The 25,456-nt window shown below is 59.7% G+C and carries 22 protein-coding genes, 1 pseudogene and 1 riboswitch (1 of these 24 cut by a window edge); of the genes and pseudogenes, 12 read left to right on the forward strand and 11 right to left on the reverse strand.

The genetic code is table 11. The features are described 5' to 3' along the window. The 3 genes from murI to ACPDZI_RS21465 all read right to left on the reverse strand — a co-directional run. Positions 1–327, reverse strand: the beginning of a protein-coding gene (murI, locus tag ACPDZI_RS21455) for a glutamate racemase (protein ID WP_323945830.1). 468 nt of this gene lie to the left of the window's left edge; only the first 327 of its 795 coding nucleotides appear in the window; it begins with the start codon at positions 325–327; the stop codon falls past the left edge of the window. Between the two features lie 105 nt (positions 328–432). Beyond that, a complete protein-coding gene (locus ACPDZI_RS21460) occupies positions 433–2,310 on the reverse strand; it encodes a TonB-dependent receptor domain-containing protein (protein WP_438833764.1) in 1,878 nt (625 codons plus the stop codon). Between the two features lie 52 nt (positions 2,311–2,362). After that, positions 2,363–2,540: riboswitch (cobalamin riboswitch) on the reverse strand. Between the two features lie 35 nt (positions 2,541–2,575). Continuing rightward, positions 2,576–3,478, reverse strand: coding sequence for a LysR family transcriptional regulator (locus ACPDZI_RS21465; protein ID WP_438833765.1), 903 nt, complete (start codon positions 3,476–3,478; stop codon positions 2,576–2,578). Positions 3,479–3,589: 111 nt separating this feature from the next. Here ACPDZI_RS21465 and ACPDZI_RS21470 point away from each other — a divergent pair, with 111 nt between their 5' ends. The 4 genes from ACPDZI_RS21470 (at position 3,590) to ACPDZI_RS21485 (ending at position 6,515) form a co-directional block, all read left to right on the forward strand. Continuing rightward, positions 3,590–4,516 (forward strand): sodium-dependent bicarbonate transport family permease, encoded by a 927-nt coding sequence (locus tag ACPDZI_RS21470; protein WP_438833766.1) that lies wholly within the window; start codon positions 3,590–3,592, stop codon positions 4,514–4,516. A gap of 4 nt (positions 4,517–4,520) precedes the next feature. Continuing rightward, positions 4,521–4,823 carry a P-II family nitrogen regulator gene (locus ACPDZI_RS21475; RefSeq protein ID WP_005306985.1) on the forward strand — a complete coding sequence of 101 codons (303 nt, stop codon included), beginning with the start codon at positions 4,521–4,523 and terminating at the stop codon, positions 4,821–4,823. Between the two features lie 61 nt (positions 4,824–4,884). Next, complete coding sequence (gene purE, locus ACPDZI_RS21480; protein ID WP_323934508.1) at positions 4,885–5,394, forward strand: 5-(carboxyamino)imidazole ribonucleotide mutase; 510 nt, start codon at positions 4,885–4,887, stop codon at positions 5,392–5,394. Beyond that, on the forward strand, positions 5,391–6,515 hold the full coding sequence (locus ACPDZI_RS21485) for a 5-(carboxyamino)imidazole ribonucleotide synthase (RefSeq protein WP_438833767.1): 1,125 nt from the start codon (positions 5,391–5,393) through the stop codon (positions 6,513–6,515). Before purE ends, ACPDZI_RS21485 begins: the two co-directional genes overlap by 4 nt. A 74-nt stretch (positions 6,516–6,589) precedes the next feature. Here the strand turns inward: ACPDZI_RS21485 and ACPDZI_RS21490 are convergent, their stop codons facing one another. From ACPDZI_RS21490 to ACPDZI_RS21500, 3 genes are all read right to left on the reverse strand, one after another. Then, positions 6,590–7,780 carry an L-lactate MFS transporter gene (locus ACPDZI_RS21490; RefSeq protein WP_005306992.1) on the reverse strand — a complete coding sequence of 397 codons (1,191 nt, stop codon included), beginning with the start codon at positions 7,778–7,780 and terminating at the stop codon, positions 6,590–6,592. Positions 7,781–7,889: 109 nt separating this feature from the next. Beyond that, entirely contained in the window at positions 7,890–8,621 is a 732-nt protein-coding gene (locus ACPDZI_RS21495) for a LytR/AlgR family response regulator transcription factor (RefSeq protein WP_335853247.1), read from the reverse strand. 46 nt (positions 8,622–8,667) lie between these two features. After that, positions 8,668–10,341, reverse strand: a complete 1,674-nt coding sequence (locus ACPDZI_RS21500) for a sensor histidine kinase (RefSeq protein WP_017410531.1) — start codon at positions 10,339–10,341, stop codon at positions 8,668–8,670. 171 nt (positions 10,342–10,512) lie between these two features. Here ACPDZI_RS21500 and ACPDZI_RS21505 point away from each other — a divergent pair, with 171 nt between their 5' ends. After that, a complete protein-coding gene (locus ACPDZI_RS21505) occupies positions 10,513–10,953 on the forward strand; it encodes a hypothetical protein (RefSeq protein ID WP_101150446.1) in 441 nt (146 codons plus the stop codon). Between the two features lie 172 nt (positions 10,954–11,125). On the opposite strand, the gene ACPDZI_RS21510 is transcribed toward ACPDZI_RS21505, so the two are convergent. Further along, the gene (locus ACPDZI_RS21510) at positions 11,126–14,575 is read right to left on the reverse strand and encodes an ATP-binding protein (RefSeq protein WP_438833768.1); all 3,450 of its coding nucleotides are present in this window, start codon (positions 14,573–14,575) and stop codon (positions 11,126–11,128) included. Between the two features lie 2 nt (positions 14,576–14,577). Further along, entirely contained in the window at positions 14,578–15,201 is a 624-nt protein-coding gene (locus ACPDZI_RS21515; protein ID WP_429045279.1) for a response regulator, read from the reverse strand. Between the two features lie 597 nt (positions 15,202–15,798). Here ACPDZI_RS21515 and ecpA point away from each other — a divergent pair. The 6 genes from ecpA (at position 15,799) to ACPDZI_RS21545 (ending at position 21,938) form a co-directional block, all read left to right on the forward strand. Next, the gene (gene ecpA, locus ACPDZI_RS21520) at positions 15,799–16,371 is read left to right on the forward strand and encodes a common pilus major fimbrillin subunit EcpA (protein ID WP_438378113.1); all 573 of its coding nucleotides are present in this window, start codon (positions 15,799–15,801) and stop codon (positions 16,369–16,371) included. A 59-nt stretch (positions 16,372–16,430) separates the two neighbouring features. Further along, positions 16,431–17,096 carry a hypothetical protein gene (locus ACPDZI_RS21525; protein WP_438833769.1) on the forward strand — a complete coding sequence of 222 codons (666 nt, stop codon included), beginning with the start codon at positions 16,431–16,433 and terminating at the stop codon, positions 17,094–17,096. 81 nt (positions 17,097–17,177) lie between these two features. Then, positions 17,178–19,241 (forward strand): TcfC E-set like domain-containing protein, encoded by a 2,064-nt coding sequence (locus tag ACPDZI_RS21530; RefSeq protein ID WP_438833770.1) that lies wholly within the window; start codon positions 17,178–17,180, stop codon positions 19,239–19,241. Between the two features lie 116 nt (positions 19,242–19,357). After that, positions 19,358–19,624 (forward strand): CS1-pili formation C-terminal domain-containing protein, encoded by a 267-nt coding sequence (locus ACPDZI_RS21535; protein ID WP_438833771.1) that lies wholly within the window; start codon positions 19,358–19,360, stop codon positions 19,622–19,624. Continuing rightward, complete coding sequence (locus tag ACPDZI_RS21540) at positions 19,624–21,249, forward strand: hypothetical protein (RefSeq protein ID WP_438833772.1); 1,626 nt, start codon at positions 19,624–19,626, stop codon at positions 21,247–21,249. The genes ACPDZI_RS21535 and ACPDZI_RS21540 overlap by 1 nt, the downstream gene beginning before the upstream one ends. Positions 21,250–21,251: 2 nt before the next feature. Then, positions 21,252–21,938, forward strand: coding sequence for a fimbrial biogenesis chaperone (locus tag ACPDZI_RS21545; protein WP_438833773.1), 687 nt, complete (start codon positions 21,252–21,254; stop codon positions 21,936–21,938). Between the two features lie 43 nt (positions 21,939–21,981). Here ACPDZI_RS21545 and leuE read toward each other — a convergent pair whose 3' ends face one another. Next, positions 21,982–22,620 (reverse strand): leucine efflux protein LeuE, encoded by a 639-nt coding sequence (gene leuE / locus ACPDZI_RS21550; RefSeq protein WP_323945845.1) that lies wholly within the window; start codon positions 22,618–22,620, stop codon positions 21,982–21,984. Positions 22,621–22,819: 199 nt separating this feature from the next. Here leuE and ACPDZI_RS21555 point away from each other — a divergent pair, with 199 nt between their 5' ends. Continuing rightward, on the forward strand, positions 22,820–24,040 hold the full coding sequence (locus ACPDZI_RS21555) for an MFS transporter (protein WP_411637850.1): 1,221 nt from the start codon (positions 22,820–22,822) through the stop codon (positions 24,038–24,040). A gap of 187 nt (positions 24,041–24,227) precedes the next feature. Here ACPDZI_RS21555 and ACPDZI_RS21560 read toward each other — a convergent pair whose 3' ends face one another. Together ACPDZI_RS21560 and ACPDZI_RS21565 are read right to left on the reverse strand one after the other, a co-directional pair. Beyond that, positions 24,228–24,443: an NAD(P)/FAD-dependent oxidoreductase gene (locus ACPDZI_RS21560; protein ID WP_438833774.1), complete on the reverse strand. Its 216-nt coding sequence runs from the start codon at positions 24,441–24,443 to the stop codon at positions 24,228–24,230. Beyond that, positions 24,443–25,414: pseudogene (locus ACPDZI_RS21565) on the reverse strand (aminoacetone oxidase family FAD-binding enzyme); the annotation flags it as partial. The pseudogene ACPDZI_RS21565 and the gene ACPDZI_RS21560, both read right to left, overlap by 1 nt. Between the last annotated feature and the right edge of the window lie 42 nt (positions 25,415–25,456).

Consider the following 25,456-nt stretch of genomic DNA (forward strand, 5'->3'; position numbering starts at 1 on the left):
GCAACCATTGCGGGTAAGTGCGGCCGCGGGCTTGATGGCGGGTACCACGCCGACGACCGGTACTGTCATGACTGCGCGCAGGGACGGCAGAGCGATGGTGCTGGCCGTGTTGCAGGCAATCACCACCAGATCGATTGCATGCTCGACCACCATGTGGCTGACCAGTCTGGTGCAGGCTTCGGTAAGGGCGGCCTCGCTCAGCTCACCATAGGGGAAGTTGGCGTTGTCGAAGCAATAGATATAGTTGTGTGCCGGCAATGCGCGGCGGATCTCGCGGTAGATGGTCAACCCACCCATACCGGAGTCGAACACGAGAATATTGGCCACTTGAGCTCCCCTTTGCTGCAGGTCGGCGATCATACTCCCGCCGACCGCCAATAGAAAAGGCCCCACCAATGGCGGGGCCCCTCATTTATACAATCACGGTCGGGATCAGAGTGAGTAGTCGACCGTCACGTAATAGGCACGCTCGTCGGCCGGGTAGCCCACCGCAGTCTGGTACTCCTTGTCCAGCAGGTTGTTGATCTTGCCGGAGACCTTCCAGGAAGGTGCGACCTGATAACCTACAGCCAAGTTCCAGACGCTATAGCCACCCAGCTGGGTCGTGTTGGCTGCGTCGCCATAGCGCTCGCCCTGATAGATCCAGCTCAGGGAGCCATCAAACTGCTGCCACTGTGCCTGGGTAACCCACTTGGCGCCCTTGCGAGAGATCAGTTGCAACTGCTTGTCGGTCACCTTGTCCTTGGGATCCTTGTACTCGGCAGAGACCCGGTGGCTCAGCCAGCCGGTGTCAAATTCCCCTTCCAGCTCGACACCCTCGATCCGCGCCTTGCCAACGTTCTGAGGGCTCCAGAGGCTGTTAGAATCACTCGGATTAGTGGGTGCCCACTGGATCATCTGCTCGAAGTCGTTGCGATAACCAGTCACACGCCACTCGACACCGGCAGTCTGGCCATCGAGCATCAGCTCGCGGCTCTTTGACTCTTCCGGCTTCAAGTCAGGGTTGCCTGAGCTCGGGTAATAGAGGTCATTAAAGGAGGGAGCGCGAAAGCCGGTGCCGTAACGGGCACTGAGGCGATAATCCTCCGCGAAGCGCCAACCAGCCCCGGTCTGCCAGGTGTTGTGACGACCAAACTGCTTGTTGTCGTCACTGCGACCGCTCAGCTCGGCCTGCCACGTCTGGTTGTCAAACTGGGCCAGAGCATAGAGCCCGGTGTTGTCGCGCTCGTCGGCATCGCTCGGGAAGGCGGAGCCGGAGGAGCGGGAACTAGCATCCAGCATGTCGCGCTGCCAGTCGGCGCCGCCACCCAGGGTCCAGTTCTCGTCCAGTTTGACGTTGTTGACCCAGTTCAGGGTGTACTGACGGGTATAGAGCCGGTCAGTGGCCTGATCGCGACCGCTGCTGTCCGGGTAGTCGTAGGCATCCTGTTTGGAGAAGGCACCGCGCAGTTCGCTCAGGTAACGCTCGTCGTGATAACGGGACCCCAGCTGGTAGCTCTGGTTCTCGGTCCAGGTTTCGTTGCGCTGATGGTAGGACGGGCCCCAGGCAGAAGCGGCGGACGATCGGTCGTACTGGGCAATGTTGCGGAACCAGCGGGTCGTGCCGAACAGATCCCAGTTGCCGGTCAGCGCATGCTGATAGTCCAGCATGGCGTTATAGCCCCGGTGACCATGCTTGTCGCCATCGTTCACCCCTGCGATGGGGTGGACGTTGTAGCCGGTCTCATCATCAAAGCCCCCGGCAACCTTGAGCTGGCCAGCTTCACCGATCTGGCTGGCGCTGCTGAAGGCGGCCTGGCGCTGTTTGTGAGAGCCGGCACCGACATTGAATTTGTGCTTGTTGGTCGCGGGATCGGGACGGGTGATGATGTTGATCACCCCGCCGATGGCATCCGAACCATAGATAGTGGCGCGCGCACCGCGGATATATTCGATGCGCTCCACCTGGTTGAGCGGCAGGTTGTTGAGCTCCGTCATCCCGGCGGTCAGGGAGGCGCTACGCACCCCGTCCACCAGCACCAGGGTCTGGGAAGAGGTGCCGCCACGCACCCGCAGCGAGCTCAGCTGGCCACGGCCGCCATTGCTCACCACTTCCACGCCGGGCAGGGTCTTGACCACATCGGTCACGGTCTGGGCTTGCAGACGGTCGATCTCGTCACGGGTCACCACGTTAACGGGAGCCAGCACGCTGGAGGCAGGTTGGGCGACACGGGTGGCGGTCACCACCATGGTGGGGTTGACGGGGATGGTCAGTGGCTGGGCGAAGGCCGCCGTTGGCAACAGGGCAGCCGCCAATAATTTCTTGGACATGAGAGATCCTTAAGTTCGCGTAAGCATCTACTTCGTGGCCGGTTTCTCTCGGCCCGAAATACGAACTTTGGCAGGTCTTCGGGCTGGGGGGCTGATGGCCTACGGCGACGGCTTCCCACCTGACGGCAGTGCCCTGATGTCGCTTCGTTCCCCCTTACCGCTGCGCGCCAGCTCCGGATTTTCACCGGATTCCCTATTAAGCATGATGCGCCAAAGCGCAGGGATTATAGGCAGGGCGGAGGTGGATGTATAGCCATCCAGATTTCTATTTCTTGTCAGCCAGTGCAGCCAACCGCTGCTTCGCCCCCTCCATCACCGCCTGTACGCCGGGATGGGAGAGGTGACGACCGGCCGACACCAGATAGTAGGAGAGCGTCACCTCGGTCAGGGTTGCAATGCGTTCGACACCGTAGAGTCGCGCGATCTCGTCGGCCATGGCCAGCGGCGCCGGAAAGATCCCCATCCCCGCCTTGCCGAATGACTTCATCAGGGTGGAGTCATCGAACTGACCGACCAGATGGGGATGAATGCCTTGCTGCCGATACCAGGCCAGCAGGCTGTCATGAGTCGCCGACTTCTCCCCCGGGATCAGCAGCGGCAGCCCTTCGAGGGAGGCAGGAAAACCCTGCCGCGCCCGGGCAGCCAGCTCGGGGCTGGCAAACAGCGCCAGCGGGCTGCGTCCTAGCTCGTGGTTATAGCCGCGCACCCCGCTGTCGGGGGGGAGCGGGCGATCGATCAGCACCATGTCCAGCTTGTGGCTGGCCAGCTCGCTGAACAGCTGTTCCGCCCGCTCTTCATGGCACACCAGCCGCAGCGGGGTGGCCAGCGCCATGGCGGGCGCCAGCAGCTCGAACGCCAGGGTGCGGGGCACGGAGTCGGCGATCCCCACCTGCATGGTCAGCTCCTGGCTGGCATGGCGCAGGGTATGCTCCAGATCGGCGCCGAGCGAGAAGATGGCGCCGGCCTGTTCGAGCGCCTGGCGACCGGCGGCGGTCAGGGCAAGCCGCCGCCCCACCCGGTTGAACAGCGCCACCCCGAGCGAGAGCTCCAGCTCGGCCACCTGACCGCTGACGGTCTGCGGCGTGAGGTGCAACTGCTCGGCGGCCCGCGTCACACTCCCGCTGCGCGCCACGTGCCAGAAGTAATAGAGCTGTTTGTAGTTGAGCATCGGGCCCCTTATCAGTTTCTACCGAACAATCATCAATAAAAATCTGATTTTATCGAAACATCTTGCACTCTAGCATGCAACCACCCTGTGAATTGCCTCCTGCGAACTCCCATGCTGGATGTTGTTGTACTCTTTTTCCTGTTTGGCCTGCTGGCCGGTCTGGTGCGCTCCGAGCTCAAGCTGCCGCCCGCGCTCTACGATACTCTCTCCCTCTTTCTGTTGCTGGCCATCGGCCTCAAGGGTGGCGTCGGCCTGGCGCAGCAATCACTGCAACCGTTATTACCGCAACTGGCACTGGTGATCCTGCTCGGCATGCTGCAGACCCTGGCCGGGTTTGCCGTGCTGCGCCTCAAGATGAATCGGGTCGATGCCGCCGCCACCGCCGCCCACTACGGCTCGGTCAGCGTGGCGACCTTTGCGGTCGGCGTGAACTGGCTCACCGAGCGCGGCATCAGCTTCGAATCCCAGCTCTCCATCTTCCTGGCGGTGATGGAGATCCCCGCCATCCTGGTCGGCATCGTGCTGGCCCAAGGGGTGAGCCGGCAGACCCGCTGGCGCCAGCTGGCCCATGAAACCTTCCTCGGCAAGGGGGTCACCCTGCTGCTGGGCGGCATGGCCATCGGTTATCTGGCCGGTCCCGACGGGATTGCCCCGCTCAAACCCCTGTTTGTCGACCTGTTCAAGGGGGCGCTGGCGCTGTTCCTACTGGAGATGGGCCTCATCGTCGCCCGCCAGTGCCAGGACCTGCGCCGCCACGGCCTGTTCCTGCTCGGCTTCGCCCTGCTGATGCCACTCGCCTCGGCTGGCCTGGGCCTGGTGATCGGCCAGCTGATGGGGCTCTCCCTCGGGGGCCTGACCCTGCTGGCCACCCTGGCAGCCAGCGCCTCCTATATCGCCGTGCCGGCCACCATGCGCATCGCCGTGCCCCAGGCCAATCCGGGCCTGTCGCTCAGCGCCGTACTGGGGGTCACCTTCCCGTTCAACATCATGCTGGGGATCCCGCTCTACCACAGCTGGGCCCGCCACTTCACGGAGTAGCCACATGCAGACCGAGATCCGCACCCTGCTCACCGTCATCACGGAAGCGAACCTGGAACCCACCCTGCTGCGCACCCTCACCCGCGAGGGGCTACGCGGCTACACCATTACCGATGCAAGAGGCCGCGGCGACCACGGTGAGCGCAACGCCAGCTGGAGCGAGAGCGGCAACATCCGGCTGGAGGCGATCTGCAGCCGCGAACAGGCGGAACGCCTGCTCGCCCACCTGCAGAGTCGCTACTACCCCGACTATGCCATGGTCGCCTTTTTACAACCGGTCGAAATCGTGCGACCCGAAAAATTCTGAGCCTGCTTGCCGGCTTTTTTGCCAACCAGAGACAAACGTTTTACTTCAAGGAGTCACAACCATGAACACCCCTCCCCTGATCGGCCTGGTAATGGGATCCGACTCCGACTGGCCCGTGCTGCAGGCCGCCGCCCGCATCCTCAAGGAGCATGGCGTCCCTTACGAGGCGCGCGTGGTCTCGGCTCACCGCACCCCGGATCTGCTGTTCGAATATGCCGCCAGCGCCCGTGAGCGTGGCCTGCGCGCCATCATCGCCGGGGCTGGCGGCGCCGCCCATCTGCCGGGCATGGTGGCCGCCAAGACCACCATTCCGGTGCTGGGTGTGCCCATCCCGACCCGCCAGCTCAAGGGGATGGACTCCCTGCTCTCCATCGTGCAGATGCCCAAGGGGGTGCCGGTCGCCACCTTCGCCATCGGCGAGGCGGGCGCCGCCAACGCCGGCCTGTTCGCGGTCTCCCTGCTCTCCGTTGCGCAAGACGGCGATGCCCCCCGCTATCAGCAGCAGCTCGACGGCTTTCGCGCCAACGAACGCGACCGGGTGCTGGCCCTCACCCTGGAGGACCCGGCATGATACTGCCACCCGCCACCCTCGGCATGCTGGGGGGCGGCCAACTTGGCCGCTACTTCGTGATGGCTGCCCACCGTCTCGGCTACAAGGTGATAGTGCTGGACCCGGACCCCATCAGCATCGCCGGTGCGGCAGCCGATCACCATATTGTTGCCGCCTATGACGACCCGACGGCGCTGCACGATCTGGCCAGCTGCTGCGCCGCCGTCACCTGCGAGTTCGAGAACGTGCCGGCCACCGCCCTGGCCCTGCTGGAGCAGTACCAGCCGGTACGCCCGGCCGCCGGTGCCGTGCGCATCTGTCAGGATCGCCGCGAAGAGAAGGCCTTCTTGAGCAGAGCCGGCATCCCGGTCGCGCCGAACCAGACCCTGCAGCCGGGTGAGCCGCTGCCGGCACTGCCCGCCTCTCTCTTCCCCGCCATCCTCAAGACCGCCCGCGAGGGGTATGACGGCAAAGGCCAGTGGACCATTCAGGCCGCCGACCAGCTGCCGGCAGCGCTGGCCGCCAGCGGCGTACCCTGCGTGCTGGAACAGCGGCTGGCGCTGGAGGGCGAGTTTTCCCTGACCCTGGCCCGCAGCCCGAGCGGTGCCATCGGTGCCCTGCCGCTGGTGCAGAACTGGCACAGCGGCGGCATTCTGGACCAGACCCGCTCCCCGGCCAATGTGCCAGCGCTGGAGGCCGACGCCAGACACATCGCCGAGCAGCTGATCGCCGCCCTCGACTACGTCGGCGTGCTGACGGTGGAGTTCTTCCTGGTGGCAGGGAAGCTGCTGGTCAACGAGCTGGCGCCACGCCCCCACAACTCGGGCCACCCCAGCCTCGACAACGCCGAGTGCAGCCAGTTCGAGCTGCAGGTGCGCGCCCTGTGCGATCTGCCGCTGCCAGTCCGGATCGCCGTGCGCCCCGCCATGCTGCTCAACCTGCTGGGGGATCTCTGGCAGGCTGGCACACCAGACTGGGCCGCCCTGCTGGCACTGCCCGGCGTGCATTTGCACCTCTACGGCAAGGGGGAACCCCGCCCCGGCCGCAAGATGGGCCATGTCACCATCACCGCCGCCGACTGGCCAACGGTGGAAGAGACCTGCCAGCGGGTGCGCCAGCTGTTGGGGCTGCCGCCACGCTGAGCCCTGAGCCGCGCACAAAAAAAGACCCGGGCCTGGCCCGGGTCTTTTCATTGCTTGCTGCGGTAAGAAGGTGATCAGGCCCGCTCGACCGATACCGGCGCCGGCAGGCGGATGGTGAGGGAGAGCACCAGCGCCACCACCAGCAACACCAGGATCAGGTTGAAGGTCGCCATGAAGCCGCCGAACAGGGAGGCCACGATGGAGCCGATGATGCTGCCCAGACCAAAGCCCAGATAGATGACGCCGTAGTTCTTGGTCAGGTTGTTGAGACCGAAGAAGTCGCTCACCAGCGAGGGGTATACGGTGATGGTGCCGCCGAAGCTGAACGCCACGCAGGCCACCGCCACGAAGAACAGGTTGGCGTTGAGCGGCACGAACAGCAGCAGCGCCATCCCGGCCAGGGTAATCAACTGGGCGATGGTGATGACCCGGATGCGGGACATCTTGTCGGAGAGGATGCCCAGCACCAGCCGGCCGCCCAGGTTGGCCATGGCGATGATGGCGACGGCGTTGGCGGCGACCACGGCCGGCAGGCCCACCATGTTCTCGCCGATGTCCTTGGCCACGCCGATGACGTAGAGACCGCTCATGCAGGCGGTGAGGAACATCAGCGCCAGCATCCAGTATTGGGGCTTGCGCATCGCCTCGGCCAAGGTGAAGTCGCGGCTCTCGCTCTGCTGCACGGCGGCCGCCTGCTTGGGCGCATCCTTCATCAGCATGCCACCCACCAGCACCATGGACATGGCGATCAGCCCCCACAGCTGGAAGGTGGTCTCCAGCCCGTTGCTGGAGAGCAGCAGCAGGTTGATGTACTTGAAGCCCAGGCTGCCGAGGCCGTAGGCACCGATGGAGCAGGCGGAGATCAGCCCCTTGCGCTCCGGGAACCACTTCACGCAGTTGGAGAGGGTCATCAGGTAACCGGTACCGTCGGCAAAACCGACCAGGATGCCGGCGCAGAGGTAGAGCATCGCCAGGTTGCTGGCGTGAGCGGTGAGGAAGAAGCCGATGCCGAGCAGCACGCCGGCACCCAGGGTAACGTTGCGCACCCCGAACCGCTCCTGCAGCTTGCCCGCCAGGGAGGAGGCCACCGCCAGGGAGAGGCTGAGCAGGCCGAAGGCGAAGGCGACCTGGCTGACCGGCTCGTCCAGCTTGTCGGAGAGCTGGGCGTTGAACAGGCTCCAGGTGTAAACGGATCCCAGTGCGAACTGGGTGATGATGGTCCCCAACAGGGTGAGGTAGCGGGTGCGATTCAGATCGATGGTCATGATGCGTCTCGGTCAATGGCCTTAAGGAAACTGGGGCCACTATAGGCAAGACGCCATTCCCGCCGACCGATTAAGGCATGAAATGCAGATCGGCGGGAATGAATGACAATCAGAGCCGCATCAGCTGACGGAACGCCTTGATGTTGCTGCGGCTGACCGGCACCTCGAACGGCAGGTCATGGAGCCGGATGAGATAGGTGCTGTTGAACCAGGGCACTATCTCGCGGATCTTGTTGATATTGACACAGTAGGAGCGGTGGCAGCGGAAGAACCCCTCGGCAGGCAGCCGACTGACGAACTCGCTGAGGGTCATGGTCATCACGTAGCGATCATCGCGGGTGTAGACATGAGTGAGCTTCTCGTCAGCTTCCGCGTAGTAGATCTGCTCGCAAGGGGTGACGATGATGCGCTCCCCCTTCACCAGATTGACGGTGCGATTGTGCGGCGTGCCCGGCTCGCTCCCCTGCCCCGCCTGCGACTTGCCCGCCAGCTCCAGCTTTTGCAGCAGACTGATGAGGCGCGGTTCGTTGTAGGGTTTGAGGATGTAGTCGAACGCCTCCAGCTCGAACGCCTCCACCGCAAACTCCTTGTAGGCGGTGACGAAGACGATGTGGGGCGGATGGCTCGACTTGTGCAGGTTCTTGGCCAGCAGCAGGCCGTCGATGGAGGGGATCTGGATGTCGAGGAAGACCACATCCACCTCGTGATCCTGCAGGTATTTGAACGCCTCCAGCCCATCCTCGAAGCTCGCCACTATCTCGATGGTGCTGTGCTGCCCTACCAGGTAGGCCAGCTCCTCGCGAGCCAGATATTCGTCTTCCACTATGATGGCTTTCAGCATGGCAACGCCTCGCGAGTCAGACACTTAACCTCCTCAATGATGGCCTTCAGCATGGCATCGACTCCTGATCCGGCAGATAGAAACTCACCTCGGTACCCGGTTCCAGCCGCTTGAGGTGCAGGCCGTCACCATAGAGCAGCTTGACCCGCTGATGCACGTTCATCAGGCCGATGCTGCGGCTCTCCACCCGACCGGCGGCGACCCCGTCGATCACCTCCTGGCTGATGCCGTAACCGGTATCCCGCACCGCGACCCGGATGCCGCCCGCCAGCTGCTTCACCTCGATGGTGACCCGACCCGGCGCGCTGCGGGGCTGGATGCCGTGCAGGATGGCGTTTTCCACCAGCGGCTGCAACAACAGGCTCGGCACCTGGATGTGCACGTCGTCCACCTCGAATACCACCTCCAGCTTGTCGCCGAAGCGGGCCTGCTCGATGGCCACGTAGTCGCGCACCTGCTGCAGCTCCTCCTGGATGTCGATGAGGGTATCCCCCTTGTTGAGGTTGTAGCGCAGGTAGTCCGCCAGATTGGCAATCAGCTGGCGCGCCTGCTGGGGCCGAATGCGGATCAGCGACGAGATGGCATTGAGGGCGTTGAACAGAAAGTGTGGGTTGATCTTGCTCTGCAGCGCGGTGAACTCCGCCTTGCGGGTCATCTCCTTGAGCTGCTCGATGCGCGATACCTCCATCTGGGTGGAGATGAGCTGGGAGAGGCCCACCGCCATCTCCTTGAGGGAGCTGGTGATGCTGTGGGTGCGGCGGTAGTAGATCTTGAGGGTACCGCTCACCGAGCCGTTTTCCCGCAGCGGAATAATGATGACCGAGTGGAAATCGGATAGGTGATACTGGCGCAGATCGTTGTTGATGATGATCTGGTCCAGCAGCACCGCCCGCTGGGTCATGTCGCTGATGGCGTGGTGCTCGTCCAGCTCGTAGTAATCCTTGCCCACCCCTACATAGGCCAGCACGTCGCGAGTATCGGTGATGGCCACCGCATCGGCGCTGATCTCGCTGCGAATGATGCCGCACACCTGGCTCAGGGAGTGGCGATCGATGTTCTGGAAGAAGGGCAGCGTCTTGTTGGCGATGTCGAGTGCCAGCTTGGCCTGCTTGGCGGCAATCAGCTCCTTCTCGTCATCCAGATCCTGCACCAGCTTGATGATGAGGCCGATGCAGAGCGCCCCGGCGATCATCGGATAGGCGATGTGGCTGACAATCTCCACTCCTACCGCATGGGGCTCGGTCAGCAGCCAGATGAGCAGCATGGTGAGCCCTTCACACAACATCCCCGCCAGTATGCCGTACAGCCAGAGCCGCGACTTGCGACAGCGCAGGTGCAGCCAGGTGGCGAGCAGGCCGGCGATGATGCTGGCGATGAGGCACGGGATCGAGGTGTGGCCATCCATGTCGATGAGATAGCGATGCAGACCCGAGATGACCCCGGCCGGAATGCCGACCCAGGGGCCAAACAGGATACCGCCGGAGATGATGGCGATGATCCGCACGTTGATGAGGGCCCCTTCGACCGGAATGCCGGTATAGGTGCTGAACACCGCAAACAGGCAGAAGATGGCTGCCACCAGCACCAGCTCGGCCGGGGTGTGATCCCGCTTCTGGAACAGCCGCTGGAATGGCCGGGTACGGGTCAGGAAGAAGAGGGTCATCAACATCAGCGCCGCCCGTTCGAACACCGCCAACAACATCATCTGATTTTCGAGCAAAGCAGGGATTCCATATCTATGACTAAAGGGAGGGCAAGGCGCGGGATCATACCTTGTATCCCGTGTCAGCTCATTCCGAATAGTGGGTTCCAGATTAAGCTTTGCTGCTGGCGGGTCGATAAATGAGTGACCCCGGCAGCGGGGTAACCTCGATATCCAGGAGATAATCATATGTCTCAGAAAGGAGTTCTGGTGGCATTACTGGCTGGTAGTTGCGCGATGGCAGCTCAGGCCGACACGCAAACCTATCAGCTCACTTGGCCCGCCACCGCCAGCAAGAGCACCGGGATGGAAATCTCGCTCACCCACCCGGGCCAACAACCGGTCAATTCCCCTTTCACATCCAGCCCGGTCCAGACCGAGGCCATCAACCTCAGCAATCCGGATTTCAACACCACCTACCAATTGCAGGCTCGCACCCTGTATGCCAGTTTGCCAGAACAGGCCGGTACCGACTTCAAGCTGGCCCTCAACGGCCAGCCACTGCCACAACACCATGCTCTGCCTCTGACCCAGGCCACCCGCTACTTCCTCAGCTATCTGGCCCCGGCAGCCAAACCGGACCAAACCGGAGCAGCCGCCTACGAACTGCTGGTCTACTGGCACGGTTGACCATCCATGAAGGCATGCCAAGCATGCCTTCATTTCTATCCCGGTTCGGACTGCATTTGCACCATGGCCTGCCTGACAATCCCGTAGGCATGCTGCAACTGCAGCAAGGCCCCCCGCAACCCCTGTGGCGCGAGCCCGCCTGATTCTATCTCGCCACACACCGAAACCAGTGTCATCGCCCCCATGATCCTGGCCCCCCCTTCAGGCGGTGCACATAGTCGAGAAAGCGGGCCAGTTCGGCGTCATCGGCGGCTTGCTGCAGGCCCAACAGGTCATCGTCGCTGGCCCGCACAAACTCACTCAACAAGGGTTGCATCAGCGCAGGCTGATTGCCGGTCAAAGGTCCGAGACTCTGTTTGATCTCCTGCATGCAGTGCTCGATCTCCCGCTGCCCCTCATGCTGCATATGGCGACACAGGCAACGCTCCAGCTCCTCCAGCCCCACCGGCTTGAATAGACAGTCGTCCATGCCGGCAGTCAGCCCCTCGCTCACCTGTTCCTGGCGGGCATCCGCCGTCAATCCGAGGATGAGGCAACGATGCGTACCCCGGCTCAGCTCCAGCGCCCGATACTGGCGGGTCAGTTCAAAGCCGCTCATGCCAGGCATGTTGAAATCGGTGATCATCACGTCAAAGGGTGTGTTGGCAAACAGTGCCAGCGCCTCGCTCCCTGACTCGGCAGCCGTGGCATCATGCCCGAGGTATGCCAGCTGCTGGCTGACCAGCAGCCGGTTGGTGGGATGATCGTCCACTATCATGACCCGCAGCCGCCGGTGATGGCCTGTCATCGAGCCCAAAGCCACAGGCGGCACTGACTCGACGGCACTCGCCAACGGCAATTTCATCTCGATGCTGATGCACGTACCGTGTCCGGGTTCGCTCTCCAGCAGCAGCGAGCCCCCCATCGACTCGCACAGCGAGCGGGAGATCATCAGTCCCAGTCCGGTACCGGAGCGCTGGATGTGCTCGGGCTGCCTGGCCTGACCGAAAGGCTGAAACAGCCTGGCTTGCTCCGCAGGCGCAATCCCTATGCCCGTATCCCGGATCACCAGTTGCAAGGTACACCAGCCATCGCTGGTTTTTGACTGCAGCTCGACCCGCACCGATCCCTGATCCGTGTACTTGATTGCATTGCTGATGAGATTAGAGAGGATCCGTTTGTAACAGAGACCATCGATCTGCACCCAGCGGGCCTCTCCGGCAATCAGCTCCAGTTGCAAGTGCTTCTGCCTGGCCAATGCACTGAACACGGTGACGACAGAACCGGTCAGCGCAGCAATGTCGTGGGGCTCCGGCTTCAGTTCGAGCCGACCGGACTCTATCTTGGAAATGTCCAGAATATCGCCAATCAGGCTCAGCAGATCATTGGCCGAACCATGGGCGATGGAGAGTGAGGCCTTGTCCTCTTCGTGCAGTCGATCGCGTCGCAGGGTCAATTCCAGCAACCCTATGATGGCGTTCATGGGTGTGCGGATCTCGTGGCTCATGGTCGCCAGAAAGGTCGACTTGGCACGATTGGCCTCCTGGGCATCCTGACTGGCCAGAGCCAGCTCTTCAAGCAGACGCAGCCGCTCGCTCACGTCGATCCAGCCACCGATTCCGCCCTGAACATTTCCCTCGAGGTCATAGTAGGGCTGTACCCAGTGATAAACGGTCACAGACCCTGTCGCCATGGACAGCCGATGATCTCCCTGTCTGGCACAGCGCACTGAACCCGCGGTGCTCAGGTCCTCGAACAAGGGAGCCAGAAAAGGCCAGCGCTGCACATCCTCCGCCATGGTGGCGCCCAGCAGGCGGCTTTTCTCTTCACCGAAAAAACTGGCATAAGTACTGTTGCAGAGCACCAGCCGACCCTCCTGATCTCTGGCGTAGATGGGATGGGGTGTGCCGTCCACCAGATCTTCGATGAACTTGAGCTGGGTGCTCAACGCGATCTCAGCGACACGACGCTGACGCACCTGTTTGTGCAGGGACAGCCCCCACAAACCAATCCAGATAGTCAGCAGCATGATCAAGGCGATAATGCCGCCAAATTCACGTATCAACTCTTGCCAGGTAATGGCCTCCTGCTGGGTACTGACTCGCCAGCGGTTGGAAAGTCCCTCCAGCTCATCCGGCGGAATGACTGCAATCACCCGGTCCAGAATGTCACGCAACATACGCTGCTTGGGCGAAACGGCAAACGCCGCACCAATCGGGATGGAGTCGAACAGCTCGCCAGTGATGAGCAAACTGTCCGGAAACTTGCTGTTGATGTAGTACTTGGCAACCCGCAATGGCAACACGGTCACATCGCAGTGCTCGGTCGCCACGCAGCGCAGCGCATCTTCGATCCGCGCAAACTTTCTGGTGGTCAGCTTGCCATACTTGTCCTCTATCGCCTGCTCGGAAATGAAGTCCTTGATCATGGCGACCGTACCAGTTTTGAGCAGCGTCTCCGGCACCGTCGCCTCATGTCGAACGCCCACCACATAGGCCAGCGGGTCGAGCACAAAGGCGCGGCTGAACAGGTAACGGCTGCGACGCTCTTCCGATGGGCTCAACACGGCAATATCTACCTGGCCGTCCTCCAGCTGTTGCTGTACCTGCCTTGGCGTTTTGACCGGCACCACCTCTATTTCAACGCCCAGCTTCGCGCGCAATACCTGCAGCAAATCGGCCACCACTCCATGCAAGGTATCGTTGATGTCGAGAAAACTCAGTGGCGGTACCCCACTGTTGACGGCAATCCGGATTTTTTTCTGCTGGCCCAGCCAGGTCCATTGCTCACTGGTCAACTCAACCTTGCTAGCCCCGATGGAGAGCCCCCCGCCATTCCAGCGTTTGGCAATTTCCTCCCGCTTGCCTTCCAGAATTTCATCCAGAGCGATATTGATGATTTTTTTAAGCCGCTGATTTTTCCTTTCCAGCGAAAACGAGAAACCATGGGTGTCTATATAAAGAGGTTTCAGTAATTGAATGCTGTCTTGATAAAACTTATTGACAATGAAGTTCCCAGAAATCATGTCCAGCATGACGGCATCGACCTGGCCATATGCAACCGCAGACAGCGCGCTATAACGAGAGGAGTACATTTTTACTTGGACATTGGGCAGGTAGCGCATCACATCAAGTGCTGGCAAATAATACTCCGGGACGGCCACCGTTCTTATCTCACGCTCCTTTACGTGTATATTCTTATATATGGCCGGGTCATCCGGCATATATTTATCGGTCAATAAGAGTTGCTGCTCCTCTTCGTAGGCATTGGAGGTACTCAGCAGATCGACCTCTCCTCGCTTGAGCGCATCAATAGCTGCGGCGCGAGACGGCAGATTCTTTACGACTATCTCAACACGCAACAGATGGCTCAGCATGCCGACAATGTCGGCGGTAACGCCTTCGTAAGCATTGGCACGCAGGGTGATATCCATCGGCGGATTGTCGGGCATGGGTACCCCGAGCACCAGCCGGCCGCGATTTCTCAGCCATATCCAGTCCTCCGCATGCAGCGGCAAAGTCTGCCTCCCGAGGTACTCGCTGTCGTTGCGCGCATAGACATGTAGAAAGGGCGCCGCCAGTTCATGCGCAGAAGCGCATAAGGCACAGAAACAGATCAGCAGAGCTGCAAGCGAATGCCTCATGATCACAGCAACTCTTGGCGTTTGGCCAGGCTGATCAGATCAACCATGGTGGTGACATTGAGCTTTTGCATCAGCCGGCTCTTGTAAGTGCTGACCGTCTTCTCACTGAGCAACATGCTCTCTGCAATCTGCTTGTTGGTATGCCCCTGACATATCTGCAACAAGACGCTCATCTCTCTATCCGAGAGCGCCGACAAGAGATCTTTCCGATCGACTGCATGGGCATTCTTGGCGCCCGCAATCACATCGCGGGGGAAATAGAGCTGACCTTTCCCTATCTTTACCAACACACTTTTCAGCAAGGAAAGGTCATCCAACTTGGATATGAAGCCGTTGGCACCGGCTTGCAGGCAGCGCACCATAATGTGATGCGTGGCTTGTGCCGACAATATTACCACCTTGATATCAGCATCCATCTCTTTCAGTCTTTTTATCACCTCAATGCCGTCCAGCCTGGGAATGCCGATATCCAGCACAACCATATCAGGTTGATGTTTTCTCGCCATTGACACTGCATCAACGCCATTATCAACCTCGGCAACAATATGATGCTCATCCTGCTGCAGCAGGATATTTACAGCCATTCTGATGGCAGGGTGATCATCTACTACCAATACTTTTGCCATATATTTTCCTGTCATTACCTCATTTGATTCAACGTATATTAACTACAAAATCAGTACGTGTACCATATGGCGACCAAATATTAAATATATGTTACATGTTTCAGGTTGAGACTCATTTTCTCGCTCCTCATTCATTTTTATTTGATATTTTTATAGATGATCATCAAATACTTACAGATATATATATTCTTTTGGATCTCTGTTTTTTCTTGTATTCATTCCCGCACGGCAACGCCTCCCACACAACCCCACCAGAGGGACACGCTATCTAGATAAGAAAAGCACCAAAACTCTTAAAAATCAAAATCATAAAAAAATAAAAAGCACTGATAAGAGAATGAACAAGGTTTATTTTAAGTTGTAGACAACAACCATCTTTTAGGACTTTTCCTACACAGCATTCAATCGATCAGGGCAGGTCCGTCCAGTATCTTTGTCGGCGAAAAGATGAGCTGGCTGATGAAGCATTGCGCTTCGGCAACCGGCACGGTTGCTTGGACAAACCTGTCCAGCAAGGTGAAAAGGAATGCACTCTGGGTGCGTGAAATCAAACGGGTGGCAAATGCCCCCATCAGGAAATGTGTAGGAAATATCAAGATGAAAAAGACTCTGATTGCGCTGACTGTTGCAGGACTGGGCTTCGCCGCCGCCGCTCAAGCTGCTGTAGAAGCAACATCCGTTGCCAAATGGAAGGCAACCGCCAAAAAGGACACCGAATCGGCACTGGTTGTCACGCCGCTCGACAGCCTCTCTTTCCAATACGCGGAAGGGATCAAGGGTTTCAACACCGTGAACGGCCTGTTCGACGTAGCCATCAAGGGTGATGCCAGCGCCACCGACTTCACGCTGAAGGCCAAGAAGCTGAGCGGCACCCTGAACCACCTGAGCGGCGGCTCCACGGTTGATGTCGGCGTGTTCTGGATGGGTCAACCGGTCCCCGCAAACACCTATACCACGCTGATCGATACCGCAGCCGGTATCACGGGCGGTGACCTGTCTCCGCTGGCCAGCGCCTTCAAGGATGACACTCAGCGCAGCACCGCCCAGGGCTCGTTCACCTTCAACATCGAGAGCGCGACCGTCAACGGCACAGAAGCCGCTTTCGACACCCTGCCGGATGGCCTGTGGAGTGGGGAAGTCAACGTCGAGTTCGTTGCCAACTGGTCCTAATTGCCGCGACGCATAGTATTAGGGGCCCTGCGGGGCCCTTTGCAATCATAGGAGTTCCCATGAACCTGAAAATGCTGATGGCATGGATGCTGTTTATTCCCGGGGTCAGCCAGGCCATCAACGTCGGTTCCGTTACCACCTTCATCGATGCGGGCAGCCAGGATGTTGCCAAGGAGATCGAGAATGGCAGTGCTCAAGCCAGGCTGGTCACCATCTCCGTCAGCCGCATCTCTTCACCCGAAGAGGGTGGCCAGGAGATCCCGATGGAAGTGGCCGGCGAGCTGATGCTCTCCCCCAGCCGACTAATGCTGCCCGCCCATGCCAAGAACAACGTTCGTTTCTTTTACAGGGGACCGCAGGACGGCAAGGAGCGCTACTACCGCATCCGCTGGCTGGACACCGCCCTGTCGATGGACGACCAGAGCAACAATCGCCGCCAGGCGGTTGCCACCACCTCTGCCCAGATAGGCACCATTCTGGTGGTCACGCCACGCCAACAGCACTTCGCCTACAACCTGCAAAACGGAATGTTGAGCAATCAGGGGAATGCCTCTTACCGCACCGTGGCCTACGGCCCCTGTCTGGACCACAAGGCACAGGCGCAGTGCAAAGAGACCTACTACGACCTGCCCGGCAAGCAACGCCGCTTCAAGAAAGTCGATATGCAGGATCCGCAAAGTCATCTTGGCCTCTGGCTGGGTCAAGAATTCGTCGTCGTTAAATAACCCGTTTGTGCTGGTACTGCCTTCACCACCCGGTTGAGTGGCGGTGTTGTTTTGCCGAAATCTGAAACCATGGTGCGTGATATGTTGAAAAATACCTGTTTGTTGCCGCTCTCATTGCTGATGGTGATCTCCGCCTCGGCCAACAGCGCAGCGCCACTCAAGATCGCCAACGTCATCATTCCGGCCAGTTTTGCCCAGGCTCTGGCAGAAGGGCTGGCCGTTCCCGTTCGCCTGCAGTACACGGATGAAAAAAACCGGCTCGACACCCTGACCGATAACCCGATCGGCAATGCCACCCTGCTGCTGCAGGACGGCAAGCTGCATCTGCTGCACATCGATTTTGGTGCTGGCCAAGAGCAAGGTCTGCTCAACGACCAGCTGACCGCCATGCTCGCCAGTGAAGAGAAGCGTACGTTTTCTGCCGAGGGCAGCTTGCAGATAGATGCCAATGCCAACATGCAGCTTGACCTGGTGGCCATGTTGCTGACGATTCGGGTTTCACGTGATGCATTCGGCCAGGCCAAGCAACCGGACAACCGGGTGACCTTGACCCCGACCGTCGACGCCCTGACCGGGGTGCATCGCTACAATCTGGGCTACTCCTTCAACAGCAATCGGCAAAACGGTCACAGCGACTCCAACTTCCTGCAACTGGACAGTACCGTTGGACTGGGCGCCCATCACGTGGCGCTGGACGCATCCCTCTACAACCTCGGGGAACCTGAGCAGAGCGGTGACATCTATCGTGCCATGTACGAACGGGATCTTGACGATCGCCGTATCGCGGCCGGCATGGTCTCGACTTGGGATCTGCAGACGCTGGGGGTGGTGACCGGCCTGAGCACTGGCCGTATTTATGGGGCATCGTACGGCAACCAGGCCCAGTCACGTAAACAGAAAGCCGATGCGTCGACGACCCCGGTACAAGTCTTCATGCCTGCCAATGGCGAGGTCAGGGTGTACCGAGAGGATCGCCTGATCAGCCTGCAGAACCTGGCCATCGGCAACCAGAATATCGACACCTCAGCCTTCCCTAGTGGCATCTACAACGTCACGGTCGAAGTCTATGTCGATGGACGGCTGACCAGCACCACGACCCAGCGCGTCACCAAGCTGGGCGGCAGTCTGGGCTTTACTCAGGAGTGGGGATGGCAATGGTGGGGAGGCATGATGGAAGGCACCCAGAACAACGGCGATTCACCGCTGCTGGGGGCATCGCTGGCACGTTCGCTGGATACTCTGGAGCTGGCCACCACAACCTATGCTTTCAAGGATGCAGCAGTAGGTGAAGCCCGTGCAAACTGGCAGGCAACCGATCGTATCAGTGCCCAGTTGCAAACCATGCTGGCCTCCGATCAATCGTGGCGCTTCGCATCCAGCCTTGTCCTGCAGGCCCATGACAATGCCTCCTTGTGGCTCAGCCAGGAGAAACTCGAGACCGGCAGCGCCCTGACGGTAAGCAACGCAGAGCTCTACTCCGCCGGCATCACGCTCAATCTGGGTGGCTGGGTCAGCGGTCTCGGCCAGCTCACCTTCAACACCCAGCACGACCACCAGATGAACAGCGATCGCAGTTATGCCGATTACTACCAGCACCTTTATGCCGGCAAATACGGCAACCTGTCGCTGCGCGCCAGCCTGCAGAGCGACAGCGGCACGCTCAACGGATTCAACAACAAGAGCATCACGCTGGATTACTCAATCCCGTTCGACAACCTGTTCAGCTTTGGCATGAGCAGCAACGAGCAGGGCCAGACCACGGCCAACCTCAACTACCAGAAACGCATGGACGGCGTCATCAATCTGGCCTCGTTCAATGCCTCGCGCATGATGCACGGCAGTGATGAACACAATATGGCGCTCTCCGGCACACTGGGGTTCGAGAACAGGGTCATCGGCGGCACCATGACACTGGGCCGCGGCCATGGTGGCGACATGAATGGCAACCTTATTGCGCGCGGCGCCCTGGTCACGACGGAGGACTCACTGGTCGCCTCGAGTCGCAGCTCTTCAGGGGCCGGCTTGATCATCAATACCGGGATAGATCGCGAAGGACAGATGCTCGCCAAGGTCAACGGTCAGGATTATCCCCTGCAGGGCGAGCAGACCTTTCTCGCACTCCCCCTTACGGGGAGTACGAGATAGAGCTGCTCAACAGCAAACGGGGCAAGGACAGCTACGACATCAATACCGGCAAGCAGCGCTACACTCTGTTTCCCGGCAACGTGGCCACCCTGGATGCAAGCAGCACGATCAAGGAGATGGTGACTGTCTTCGGCATACTCAGGGCGGAAGACGGCTCCTTGCTGGCCAATGCCCGCATCGACAACCATATCGGCACCACGGTGACCAACGAGGCTGGCGAGTTCTCGCTGGATGTGGATAAAGCCAACCCCATGCTGACCTTCCGCCAGGGGAATGACTTCTGTGAGGCCGAACTCGATCTTGAAACACACACCGGCGCAGCCTGGGTAGGCACCATTACCTGCCAGGGGCTGCCCACCTATGCCATGGTGAGAGAGTACTGATGATGAATCCCGTATATAAATGGCTATTGGCGATGGTAATTGCCACCAGCTTGGCCCCGCAGGCCAGTGCAGCTGTATCCAAAACTGTCTGGCCAGATGCTTCGCTACGAAACTTTCTGTTTATTGAGAATCAGGAAGACAACAACCTGTTTGTGGCACCTACCGACGGATTAGATCCACGTTTGACCGGTGCAAACGCCTGGACCTCCCTTAAAGGGAATGGGCAAGTGAGCCTGGCGTATGTTGATAATGGATACAACACCGATATTAACAATTGGAACGTCGACATGTGGGAAAACGGTCCGATCCGTCACCCTTATGTCAATCAACGTTGCATCATGACATATACCCGCTGTGATCCCAACACGGCAGAAGCGGTTAACAAACCCGCCGTGGTAGATGATCTTGGTTTTTTCGGTCTCATTGGCGCATCCGCGGGATGGGGGCACGGCAAGCTCAGTGCAAGTTTCTTTGACTATCTGCGCACCATGCCTGTCGGAGGTGTTTTGAACAGGGAAATGAACCTGTGCAGGACCACGCTAAAATACGACGCTGCGGCTGGAGATCGCTGTATCAATCAGAGCAGTGGTAACTGGTACGTGAGAAACATACCGCACAAGAAGGCAGGTCATCTACGCTTCGTGCAAACCAACGCGATTAGTGAAGTCATTGTGGACAGCAATGGCGTTCCTTATGTCTTGCCCGGTTCACAAGGCTGTGAAAATTACAGACTGGGTACTCGAGATGGGATTTTGTGTCGTTTCCTTGATTACAACTTCAACGAAGATGGCAGTCAGAACTACACCGAGCCCTATATGTATACCAATGTCAAAAACAGCTCGCTGAATAGCGCCATTGCCTCTGCAGATCTGCAAATGAGCGCAGATTTGAAAAATTGGGCAAGCAAAGGCTCTCGCTACAACATCAGCTATTTAAGAGGGCAGTCGTCCGTTTATCTTTTCTTGTCCAGCAACTTCTTCAAACAAGTTTTGAGGCTGGGACTACAAGATCAACTGACTCGTAGTCTGATCAACTTCAATATGAAGAATGGATATGCTCCCGAGAGTGGATATTATGAGTTCAGTGGCACAACAGAGATACATATTAAACCACGGGACTTCAGCGTATCGATTTTGTCATCCGATGGTATAACCACCCCCTACAGAGAAGGTAGTGTTGGAAAAGATATTCTGAATTTTCCCTACAATATTTCTGATAGTGGCCCGATTAGTGCCGATCTGCTCGAAATATCTATTTCACAAGACCAAGGCGCACCTTATCAAGGGCATTGCACTTTTTACCCTGCCGGGAAGGTATCATCCGAGCAGGCAGTGCCAATCCCGACCAGGCTGGTGTTTGATTCAGGGACTCATGGTGCCGCTTCCCAGCATTCCATTGAATGTGATGGACGCTCTGTAGATATCCGGGCCTTGGGCATACAAGACAACCAACCACCACAAGAGTGGGACGATCCCATCAACGGGAAAGGCATTACCCGATTCTACAAGCTGGCGCTGGAATTCGATCTGACCGATCCCATAGTGCAACGAACGATTGGCAACGATTTGTGGGAAGGAGAAGTACAGCAAAGCGGAACCATTACCATCAAAGGGACCTGGCGCTGACCATGAAAAATGACATGTATCGCATTCTCTGGCTCTTGCTGGCCAGCACGCTGACCCCACAGACCATGGCCATCGACATAGGCGCCATGACGCTTGCCATGGCACCGAACGAGGAGTTCATCGCCCGGACCGTCACCAACACCAGCGACTCGCCCAAGGTGTACGAAGTGCAGATGGAAAAAATCAGCAATCCCACGGCCACGGGGACAAGCGTTCCGACAGTGCCCGGCGAGCTGCTGTTCGCCCCCAAGCGCTTCACCCTGCACGCCAAGCGCATGCAGAACGTCAAGTTCTACTACAAGGGACCAGCGGATGGGCAGGAACGTTACTATCGCATCACCTTCACCGAGTCACCGGCGGCCCAGTTTGATGAAAGTGGCCAGGCCAGGCGCCGTGGCGCGTTGGAGATGAAACTGGCGCTGCAATCGACTCTGGTGGTGCGCCCGCGCCAGGTGCATTTTCAATACCAGCTGGACCCGGCAAGGAGCAGCATTACCAATACCGGCAACACCTACTTCGAATTCATGGTGAAACGAGGGTGTCAGCAGGCGGACAGCGAGGCCGACAGCAAATACCTGCTGCCCGGTGAAACCTACCAGAACCCCGGGATCGGCCAAGTAGGCAACCAGAAGCTCATCGTCTACCGATCACGGTTCATCCGGGTTGGCAAGGATTGCTGGCCTGACTAGCCGCTCGCGAGCGGGCGACCGGGATTGGGCAATGACCCGACCATCAGGATGACAACGTGGCCAGCCGGGCGGCAAAACCCATGAAGAACAGGCCGATGAGACCGTTGCCAAGTCTGGCGAGGCGTACCTTGCGCGCAAAGAAGCGCGCCATCAGGGTGCCGCCGAAGATCAGCAGGGTCAGATAGACGAAGCTCATGGCCTCCAGCATGCTCGCCAGCACCAGGTAGGAGACCCAGGTATGGGCGTAGTTGAAGTCGACAAACTGCACGAAGAAGGAGACATAGAACAGGATCGCCTTGGGGTTGGTGAGGCTTAAGGTGAGCGCCTTGGAGAAGTAGCGCTCGCCGTGCTCGACCAAGGGCGCCTGCCCTTCCCGCCTGGCGATAAAGTTGGCGTGCAAGATCTTCACCCCCAAGTAGAGCAGATAGAGGGCGCCGAGATAGCGCACCAGGGTGAACAGCAAGGGGGTGGTGCGAATGAGGGAGGCGATGCCCAGATAGGCGCAAAAGATCAGGATGGCATCGCCGACGAAGACCCCGAGGGCCGCCTGGTAGCCCGGGCCGATGCCGCGGCTCGCCCCGGTACGCAGCACATAAATCGAGTTGGGCCCCGGCGCTATGATGATGAAGAAGAGCCCCACCAGATAGGTCCAGACATTGATGACTCCCAGGCTCTCAAACATGATCCCTCCATGGCGGGTAGCGACCCACATAATGCGACGACGAGGTTTCTATACTAATCCTCCGCCCGCCGAGCACAAGCACCGAGCAATGATCCGCTCGTCTCTGGGCAACCCATCCCCGCACTCACCACTTTGTGGTGTCCAGACGCGTCGGGATCAGGCATGTTAAGCCATACCCAGACTCACAGAACCCGCCCTCATGGAAAAGAGCCTCAGTACCGATCAGCCACTCGCCGCCGCTGCCGCGCACGACACCTTGAATCGCACCAGCTATCCGGTGATCGCCGCCATCAGCTTCTCGCACCTGTTGAACGACATGATGCAGTCGGTGTTGCTGGCCATCTATCCGCTGCTCAAGCTCGGCCTCAACCTGTCGTTCGCCCAGATCGGCCTCATCACCCTCACCTACCAGTTTACCGGCTCGCTGTTGCAGCCGCTGATCGGCCTCTACACCGACCGCCGGCCCATGCCCTATTCATTGCCGTTCGGCATGGGCTTTACGATGATCGGCTTGCTGTCGTTGTCGCAGGCGGCCAGCTTTGGCGCCGTGCTGCTGTCTGCCATGCTGATCGGCATCGGCTCGTCGGTGTTCCATCCGGAATCTTCCCGGGTCGCCCGCATGGCGGCCGGTAGCCAGCCTGGCCTAGCACAGTCCCTGTTCCAGATCGGCGGCAACCTGGGGTCGGCCATAGGCCCGCTGCTTGCCGCACTGATCATAGTGCCGCAGGGCCAGGGCAGCGCGGCCTGGTTCTCGCTGTTCGCCCTGGTCGGCGTCATCGTGCTCAGCCTGGTCGGGCGCTGGTCCAGCCACCACGCCGCCAACTTCCATAAACGGATGAAGGCGCACCTCGGTCACGGTCTGAGCCGCCGCCAGATAGGCTGGTCGCTGGTCATCCTCGGCCTGCTGATGTTCTCCAAATTCTTCTACATGGCCAGCCTGAGCAGCTATTACACCTTCTATCTGATGGACAAGTTCAGTCTGTCGCTCGACAGCGCCCAGCTCTATCTGTTCGCCTTCCTGTTTGCCGTCGCGGCGGGTACCGTGCTCGGCGGGCCAATTGGCGATCGCATCGGCCGCAAGCGGGTGATCTGGATCTCCATCCTCGGCGTCGCCCCCTTCACCCTGCTGCTGCCCCATGTCGACCTGTTCTGGACCTCGGTGCTCTCGGTCATCATCGGCCTGATCCTGGCCTCGGCCTTCTCTGCCATCCTGGTCTACGCCCAGGAGCTGGTTCCCGGCAAGGTCGGCACCATCTCAGGCCTGTTCTTCGGCTTCGCTTTCGGCATGGGGGGCATAGGGGCTGCTCTGCTCGGCCAGCTCGCCGATGCCACCAGCATCGAAACCGTGTACCGGGTCTGCGCCTACCTGCCGCTCATCGGCTTGCTGACCGCGTTCTTGCCAACCCTTAGAAAGGGATAACGGGCCACCCCGCGAGGGATGCCACCCATAAAAAAACGCGGCCGAAGCGGCCGCGTCTGAAATTGATGAGGGCAAGGGTAGGTCAGCAGTACTGGCCAGCCACCCAGCCGCCAGGGCTACAGCCCCACTGGAAGTTGCCCCCCAAAGGCCGCTATCGCGCTCATCGACGATATAGAAGCAGCCTCCATCAGCAGTACTGGCCGGCTACCCAACCGGAAGACCAGGCCCACTGGAAGTTGTAGCCACCGAGCCAGCCAGTCACGTCCACCACCTCGCCGATGAAGTAGAGACCGGCCACCTTGCGCGCCTCCATGGTCTTGGAGGAGAGCTCGTTGGTATCCACCCCCCCAGGGTCACTTCGGCGGTGCGATAACCCTCGGTGCCGTTGGGCAGGATCTGCCAATCCCCCAGCAGGGTGGCTACCGCCTCCAGCTCCCGCTCGTTGTACTGGCGCATCGGCTTGCTGATCAGCTGGCCCAGCTCCACCAGCTTGTCGACGAAGCGCTTGGGCAGCTCGCGCCCCAGCACGGTTTTCAGCTCCTGCGCCGGATGGGCCTGGGCCCACGCCCTGAGGGTGGCGGCGATGTCGAGCTCCGGCAGCAGGTTGATGTGGATCTTCTCCCCCGCCAGCCAGAAGGAGGAGATCTGCAGGATGGCGGGGCCCGAGAGGCCGCGATGGGTGAACAGCATGGCCTCCTTGAAACAGGTACCATCCTCGGCGGTCACCGCTACCGGCAGGCTGACCCCGGCCAGATCGGCGAAGGCCTCTTTCTCGGCCTGATGCAGGGTAAAGGGCACCAACCCGGCGCGGGTCGGCAACACCTTGAGGCCGAACTGCTCCGCCAGCTTGAAGCCGTAGGGGGTGGCGCCGAGTTTCGGCATGGAGAGGCCGCCGGTGGCCACCACCAGCGAGTGGCAGCTGATCTCCCCCTGACTGGTGGTCAGCACGAAACCCTCGTCACTCTTGCTGACGGTGAGGATCTCGGTCTGGAACTGCAGGGCCACGCCGGCCCAGTCGCACTCGGTCAGCAGGATGTCGACGATCTCCTTGGCACTCTCGTCACAGAACAGCTGGCCCAGGGTCTTCTCGTGATAGCTCAGTCCATGCCGGTCCACCAGATCGATGAAATCCTGCTGGGTGTAGCGCGCCAGCGCCGATTTGCAGAAGTGGGGGTTGGCCGACAGGAAGGCATGAGGACCAGCCTGATGATTGGTGAAGTTGCAGCGACCGCCGCCACTGATGAGGATCTTGCGGCCCGGCTTCTTGGCGTTGTCGAGCACCAGCACGGAGCGGCCCCGATAACCGGCCTGGGCCGCACACATCAATCCGGCCGCCCCGGCACCGATCACCACCACATCAAACTGCTTCATCATCACTCACTCATCCAAAGAAAAACGACCCCTTTATACGAAGAC

Origin of the sequence: Aeromonas oralensis, assembly GCF_049665575.1 — a bacterium.
GTDB lineage: Bacteria > Pseudomonadota > Gammaproteobacteria > Enterobacterales > Aeromonadaceae > Aeromonas > Aeromonas hydrophila.